General features: G+C 71.7%; 6 protein-coding genes. 3 read left to right on the top strand and 3 right to left on the bottom strand.

Annotated elements, in window-relative coordinates:
* Positions 1-19: 19 nt before the first annotated feature.
* Positions 20-925, top strand: coding sequence for an amidase family protein (locus ASG87_RS20625; protein WP_326937894.1), 906 nt, complete (start codon positions 20-22; stop codon positions 923-925).
* 25 nt (positions 926-950) lie between these two features.
* Entirely contained in the window at positions 951-2,219 is a 1,269-nt protein-coding gene (locus ASG87_RS09580) for an MFS transporter (protein WP_056004335.1), read from the top strand.
* 55 nt (positions 2,220-2,274) lie between these two features.
* Here ASG87_RS09580 and ASG87_RS09575 read toward each other — a convergent pair whose 3' ends face one another.
* Together ASG87_RS09575 and argS are read right to left on the bottom strand one after the other, a co-directional pair.
* Positions 2,275-3,144 carry a DUF4097 family beta strand repeat-containing protein gene (locus ASG87_RS09575; protein WP_157510993.1) on the bottom strand — a complete coding sequence of 290 codons (870 nt, stop codon included), beginning with the start codon at positions 3,142-3,144 and terminating at the stop codon, positions 2,275-2,277.
* 61 nt (positions 3,145-3,205) lie between these two features.
* Complete coding sequence (argS, locus tag ASG87_RS09570; protein ID WP_056004329.1) at positions 3,206-4,948, bottom strand: arginine--tRNA ligase; 1,743 nt, start codon at positions 4,946-4,948, stop codon at positions 3,206-3,208.
* Positions 4,949-5,264: 316 nt separating this feature from the next.
* On the opposite strand from argS, the gene ASG87_RS09565 reads away from it, so the two are divergent.
* Positions 5,265-5,903 carry a hypothetical protein gene (locus tag ASG87_RS09565; RefSeq protein WP_056004326.1) on the top strand — a complete coding sequence of 213 codons (639 nt, stop codon included), beginning with the start codon at positions 5,265-5,267 and terminating at the stop codon, positions 5,901-5,903.
* A gap of 95 nt (positions 5,904-5,998) precedes the next feature.
* Here the strand turns inward: ASG87_RS09565 and yjjG are convergent, their stop codons facing one another.
* On the bottom strand, positions 5,999-6,673 hold the full coding sequence (gene yjjG, locus ASG87_RS09560; protein ID WP_056004323.1) for a pyrimidine 5'-nucleotidase: 675 nt from the start codon (positions 6,671-6,673) through the stop codon (positions 5,999-6,001).
* Positions 6,674-6,743 lie beyond the last annotated feature (70 nt).

Below are 6,743 nucleotides of genomic sequence, written 5' to 3'. Positions count from 1 at the left end.
ACACCGGCGGGTCGATCCGCTGGCCGGCCGCCGCCAATGGCGTGACCGGGCTGAAGCCGAGCTGGGGCCGGGTCAGCCGGCACGGCGTGTTCGAGCTGGCCGCTTCGCTGGACCACGTGGGCACGCTGGCGCGCAGCGCGGTCGATGCGGGCGTGTTGCTGGGCGCCATCGCCGGCGCCGATCCGTACGACCCACCGCGCTGGCCGCGCCGGTGCCGGACTACCGGGCGGCCGCGGGGCAGGGCGTGCAGGGGCTGCGCATCGGCGTCGATGCCGCATGGAACGACGACGTGGATGCGGCGACGCGCACGGTGCTGGCGGATGCGGCCGACGCATTCCGCATGCTCGGCGCGGAGATCGTCGAGGTGCGTTTTCCCGATGCGGCGCAGGCCGTCGCCGACTGGTTCCCGCTTTGCGCGGTGGAGGCGGCGGTCGCGCACGAGGCCACCTACCCGGCGCGCAGGGACGAGTACGGCGCCGTGCTGGCCTCGGTGCTCGACCAAGGGCGTGCGTTGGCCGGCACCGACTACCAGAAAATCCTGCTGCGGCGGATGGACTTCCGCGGCCGCGTCGCCGCACTGTTCGAAAGCATCGACCTGTTGCTGGCGCCGGTGCATCCGTTCGCGCCGCCCACGCTGGCGGCGATGCAGTCCCTGGGCGCGCAGCCGGAGCAGGTGTCGCGGCTGCTGCGCCATACCTGTCCGTTCGACATGAGCGGCCACCCGACCCTCACCCTGCCGGGCGGCTTCGCCGATACCGGCCTGCCGGTGGGCTTCCAGCTTGCGGCCGCGCACCTGGGCGAAGCCACCCTGGTTCGCGCGGGTGCGGCTTTCCAGCGCGCGACGTCATGGCATCGCCGACGCCCGGCCATCCGCGACCGGGCCGGTGGCGACACGCCGGCGGGCCGTTCCGCGTGCCCGCCATGATCCGGTATCTTCCCAGGAGGCCGTTTTGACTATCCGATCCGCATCGCCCCGGCCGCGCCTGTTCCATGGCTGGCTGGTGGTGGCCGCCGCGTTCGCGATCACCTTCGTGGGCTTCGGCAGCGCCTATACCTTCAGCGCGTTCGTCGGCTCCCTGCAGCGGGAATTCGCGGCTTCGCGCGGTTCGGTCTCCATCGTGTTCTCGCTGGCCGGGTTCCTGTACTTCGGCCTGGGCATCGTGAGCGGGCCGCTGGCGGACCGGTGGGGAGCACGCCGCCTGGCGGTCGCCGGCATGCTGCTGACCGGCGCGGGCCTGGCGATCGCGGGCATCGCGCACAGCCTGCTGGGCGTGTACGCCGCCTATGGGCTCGGCGTCGGCGTGGGTGTCGGCTGCGCCTACGTGCCGGCGGTGAGCGCCGTGCAGCGATGGTTCGTGCGGCGGCGCGGCTTCGCTTCCGGGCTGGCGGTCAGCGGCATCGGCGTGGGCACGCTGGCGATGCCGCCGCTGGCCGCATGGCTGATCGGCGCGTTGGGCTGGCGCCATGCCTACGTCGTGCTCGGCGTGCTGACCATGGCGATCGGGGGAGGCATGGCCTTGCTGATCGAGAACGATCCACGCAGCCGCGGGCTGTACCCGGACGGCGACCCGCCCCCGGCGGGCCCCTTGCCGGCGTCGGTGCCGGGCTGTTCGGTGCGCGAGGCGCTGGCTTCGCCGCGCTTCGTCGGGCTGTATGCGGCCTGCCTGATCTGCTCGTTCGGCCTGTTCGTGCCGTTCGTCCACCTGGTCCCGTACGCGCTCGACCACGGCGTCGAGCGGTCGTGGGCGGTGCTGCTGCTGGGCGCGATCGGCGTGGGCAGCACCGCGGGCCGCTTCTTCCTCGGCGGCATGGCCGACCGGATGGGCTGCCAGCGCGCGCTGCTGGCGATGTTCGCGGGCATGACGCTGTCGCTGGCGGCCTGGCCGCTGTCGGTCGCGCTATGGTCGCTGCTGGCCTTCGCGCTCGCCTTCGGCGTGTTCTACGGCGGGTTCGTGGCGATCCTGCCGGCGCTGGTGATGGACTACTTCGGCGCGCGCCATGTGGGCGGCATCATCGGCGTGCTCTATACCAGCGTGGCGTTCGGCACCTTGGTCGGCCCCAGCGCCGCCGGGTTCGCCTTCGACGTCAGCCACAGCTATGCGCTGCCGATCCTCGCCAGCGCGGTAGCGAACCTCGTCGCCACCGGCGTCATGCTCGGCGTGTCGAGGATGGCTGCCCCGGGCGGGAGCGGCGCCGCGGCGGCGGAAAGCGGGGCCTGAGCGCGCAGGATGCCTGCGCGCACCGCTTCTGCGGCAGCCCCGCATCCCGGCCCCGTCAGTCGTCGTGGCGCTTCGGCACGTCGACCTTGCCCTTGACGTTGCGGTAGTCGACCTCGCCGCTGCCGGTGGAACGCACGCGGAGGTTGCCGCCGATGCCGTCGGCGTCGACGTCGCCCGAGCCGGTGCCGCCGATCTCCACGTCGCGGCCGATGCGGCGCAGCGTGATGTCGCCGGAGCCGGTGTGGCCCACGCTGACGCTGCCGTCGACGTTGCTGAAGCTGAGGTCGCCGGAGCCGGAATTGCCGGCCTCGACGTCGCCGCGCACGCCGTCGATGCGTACGTCGCCGGAGCCGGTGCCGCGCAGCTTGACGCTGCCGACCTGGCTGGCCTTCACGTCGGCCGAGCCGAGCTGGAGCGCCAGCGCGCCGTCGATGCGGTTGGCGACCAGGTCGCCGGAGCCCGAATGGAAGTCCAGCGAGGCGAGGCCGTCCGCGCGCGCGTCGCCGGAGCCGCTGCCGACGTCCACGGCCATCGCGGCCGGCACGCGCACATGCAGCTTCAGGTAGGCGTAGTCGGAGCCGAACAGGCTGAAGCCGCTGCCGTCGTCCCGGTTCTCGGCGTCCACCGTGGCCTGGTCGCCGGAGTGGCCGGTGTCGATCTGCAGGTTCTTCAGGCGGGCCGCCTCGGAGGCACAGGCGGTGCCGCGCACCTCGACCTTGGACAGGCCGGGGACGCCCTGGATCTCCAGGTCGGACGAGCCCAGCCTCATCTGCAGGCGCTTCAGGCCGGCGGCGTCGATGTCGGCATTGCGCGGTTCGCTGTACTTGCACGGCATCGCGGCGAAGGCCGCGAGCGGGGTGGCGGTCAGCAGCAGGACGGCGAGGATCTTGTGCACGGTGTTCACTCCGGGGTTGGCGACAGGCATGGGATGCGGCCCGGGGCCGCAGCGTTTACATGCCGCCGCGACCGCGGCGGCCGCGCGTGCGCTACATGCGCTCCAGCGTCTCCAGGCCCAGCAGTTCCAGGCCCTGGCGCAGGGTGCGGCCGGTCAGCGCGGCCAGGCGCAGGCGGCTCTGCTGCGTGGCCTCGTCCCCGGCGGCCAGGATCGGGCAATGCTCGTAGAAGCTGGAGAACAGGCCGGCCAGGTCGTACAGGTAGCCGCACAGCGTGTGCGGCGTGCCCTTTTCGCCGACCTGGACGAGCACTTCGCCGAACTGCGCCAGCCGGGCGGCCAGCTCCTGCTCGTGCGGCGCGTCGAGGCGGATCCGCCCGGGGAGGTCGCCGGCATCGTCCCGGCCCAGCTTGCGGAAGACGCTGGCGACGCGGGTATAGGCGTAGAGCAGGTAAGGTGCGGTGTTGCCCTCGAAGCTGAGCATGTGGTCGAAGTTGAAGCTGTAGTCGCTGCTGCGGTGCTTGCTGAGGTCGGCGTACTTCACCGAGCCGATGCCGACCACGCGGGCGATGTGGCGCAGCTCGTCCTCGGCCAGCGCCGGGTTCTTCTCCTTCACCAGCGCGTAGGCGCGCGCCTGCGCCTCGTCGAGCAGGTCGATCAGCTTCACCGTGCCGCCGTCGCGGGTCTTGAACGGCTTGCCGTCGGCGCCGTTCATGGTGCCGAAGCCCATGTGCTCCAGTTGCATGCCCGGATGCACGAAGCCGGCGCGGCGCGCCACCTCGAACACCTGCTGGAAATGCAGGGCCTGGCGCTGGTCCACGAAGTACAGCGCGCGGTCGGCCTTCAGCACGCGGCTGCGGTAGCGCGTGGCGGCCAGGTCGGTGGAGGCGTACAGGTAGCCGCCGCCGGCCTTCTGCACGATCACCGGCAGCGGGTTGCCCTCGGCGTTCCTGAATTCGTCCAGGAACACGCACTGCGCGCCGTCGCTCTCGACCAGCAGGCCCGCGTCGCGCAGGTCGCCGACCACGTTGGCGAGGTCGTCGTTGTAGGTGCTCTCGCCCCGTACGTCGGCCGGGGCCAGCTTGACGTTGAGGCGGTCGTAGGCCTGCTGGCAGTGCGACAGCGAGATCGCGTTGAAGCGGCGCCACAGGCGCATGCATTCGGGCTCGCCGGCCTGCAACTGCACCACCAGCTCGCGGGCGTGGTCGGCGAAGGCGGGCGATTCGTCGAAGCGCTGCTTGGCGGCGCGGTAGAAGCCCTCGAGGTCGGCCAGGTCGGTCTCGCCGGCCTCCGGCTTCTCCTGCAGGTAGGCCAGCAGCATGCCGAACTGGGTGCCCCAGTCGCCGACGTGGTTCTGGCGGATCACCTCGTCGCCCAGGAACTCCAGCACGCGCGACACCGCGTCGCCGATGATGGTCGAGCGCAGGTGGCCGACGTGCATCTCCTTGGCGAGGTTGGGCGAGGACAGGTCGACCACCACGCGCTGCGCCGGCGAGCCCTTGCGTACGCCGAGGCGCGCGTCCTGCAGCGCCGCGTCCAGTCGGCGGGCCAGGGCCTGGCCGTCCTGGGTGAAGTTGAGGAAGCCCGGGCCGGCGATTTCCACCTTGCTGATCTGCGGATCGGCCGGCAGCGCGGCGAGCAGCTTCTCGGCGAGGTCGCGCGGCTTCAGCCCGGCGGGTTTCGCCAGCACCATGGCGATGTTGCTGGCGAAGTCGCCGTGGCTCTTGTCCTTGGTGTCGTCGACCTGGATGGCCGGCGCGGCACCGGGCGGCAGCACGCCGTCGTCGGCGAGGCGGGCGAGGGCGTGTTGGATAAGCTGGCGGATGGTGTCTTTCATGGTCGGCTCTGGCGGCCAGCGCGCCGCGGGGCGTCGCTTGGCGGGCGGAAAATACGCCAGTATCCGCAGCCGCGCGGGTCTTGCCAACTGCAACGGCGGTCGATGATCGCCCGCCTCCGGCCCGGCGGGCACGGACAGAAAGTCCCGCCGGGCACTTTTGCGCCCCGCATGTGTCCTTGTTGCCGGTACGGCGGATGGCGGCGATGGCGTCGCCCGCGCCGACGGATGGCGGCAGCGAATGGAGAGCGGCATGGGGGCAAGGGCGTCATCGTCCATGGCAGCGGCGCGGGGCTGGCCGGTGCGATGGCGTCGGCAAGTGCCGGTCAACGGCATCGTGCTGGGCGTCGTCACCGTGCTGCACCTGGCCTTGCTGGTCGCGCTGCTGCGACCCCTGGCGCCCCGGTCGCCAGCGGCGCTGCCGATGGCCTCGAAGGAGGCGCGCCGCGCCCTGCGCGTGCGTCTGCTCGCCGCGCCGTTGCGGCGCGAGGCATTCCGCCCGGCGGCGAATGCGCGCGCGGCGGCGTTGCCGAAGCGGCCTGCGGCATCGCCTGCGCGGCATACGGAGCCGCCGCTGCCGGTCGAGGCTGCACTGGCGACGGGGCCGGTGAAATTGTCCTTGCCGCCGGCCACCGTGCCGGCGGTGCCGGGCTACGTGGCGGGCGGCGGGTTCCGGTTGCCGGATGCCGCGCCCGCCATCCGCCTTCCGGGTGCGCCCCGCGCGCATGCCCCCGCTTTCCGCATGATCGATCCGAAGCTGCGCGGCCTCGGTGGCGTGGTGCACCTGATCGGCGCGCTTGCGGGCGCGCAGGATCCGGCCTGCCTCGACGTCGAGGTCTGGCGGACGATGTCGATCGAGACGCTGCTGGAGCATCACGTTACGCCGGCCCAGGTCGCCCGCACGGCCGACGAGCATCGCTGCGCCGAGCCCAGGCATGGGCTCGTGATCCGATGGTGAGTATCGCCGCACGCGGCGCGTCGTTCCGGTNNNTCCTGCTTTCGCAGGAATGACGACAAGGCGGTCGGATCGACCGAAAGATCGTGAACAGGCTCTCAGGACAGCAGCAGGCGCTGCAGCGCCGCCAGCGAATCGACCTGGTGGTGCGGCTCGATGCCCGGCGGGGCGGCCTCGCCGCGCGGGTTGAACCAGCAGGTGCGGATGCCGGCGTTGAGGCCGCCGAGGATGTCCGAGTGGGGGTTGTCGCCCACCATCAGCACCTGCCCGCGCGGCGGTTCGCCCATCAGCGCGAGGGCATGCGCGAAGATGCGCGCGTCGGGCTTGGCGATGCCGACCTGCTCGGAGATGACCAGGGGCGAGAAGGCGTCCTTCAGCCCGGTGCGTTCCAGCCGGGCGGTCTGCAATTCGGTGAAACCGTTGGTGACGAGGCCGAGCCGGGCGCGTCCGCGCAGGTTCCGGATAAGGTCTTCGGCACCGGGCAGGAGCGTGCAGATGTCGGCCATCGCGGCGAGGAAGGCGCTGTTGAGGCGCTGCGGCGCCACGCCGAGCCTGTCCGCCCACGAGGCGAAGCGCGTCACCTGCAGGTGGCCGGCGTTGATCCGGCCGTCCTGGTAATCGGTCCACAGCGGCTTGTTGGCCTGCTGGTAGTGCTCGAAGTCCTGCGCCGTGAAATCCACCCCGAAGGCGGAGAACATGAGGCGCAGCCCCCGGTACGCGTCGAAGTGGAACAGCGTGTCGTCGGCGTCGAAGAGGATCCACGGGTAGTCCATGGGCCGAATTGTTCCTGCCTGCGGGCCAGGGCGCCAGTCGCCTGATAACATGCAACTTACGGGTTGCGTT

Source organism: Frateuria sp. Soil773 (assembly GCF_001428405.1).
In the GTDB taxonomy this organism is placed as follows: Bacteria; Pseudomonadota; Gammaproteobacteria; order Xanthomonadales; family Rhodanobacteraceae; genus LMSL01.
This window is presented reverse-complemented; position numbering and strand designations above follow the sequence as displayed.

What these genes read in the sequence shown, in the direction of transcription:
- argS (WP_056004329.1), bottom strand. Translation starts at nt 4,948, where the DNA reads ATGAAAGACACCATCCGCCAGCTTATCCAACACGCCCTCGCCCGCCTC.
- ASG87_RS09575 (WP_157510993.1), bottom strand. Translation starts at nt 3,144, where the DNA reads ATGCCTGTCGCCAACCCCGGAGTGAACACCGTGCACAAGATCCTCGCC.
- yjjG (WP_056004323.1), bottom strand. Translation starts at nt 6,673, where the DNA reads ATGGACTACCCGTGGATCCTCTTCGACGCCGACGACACGCTGTTCCAC.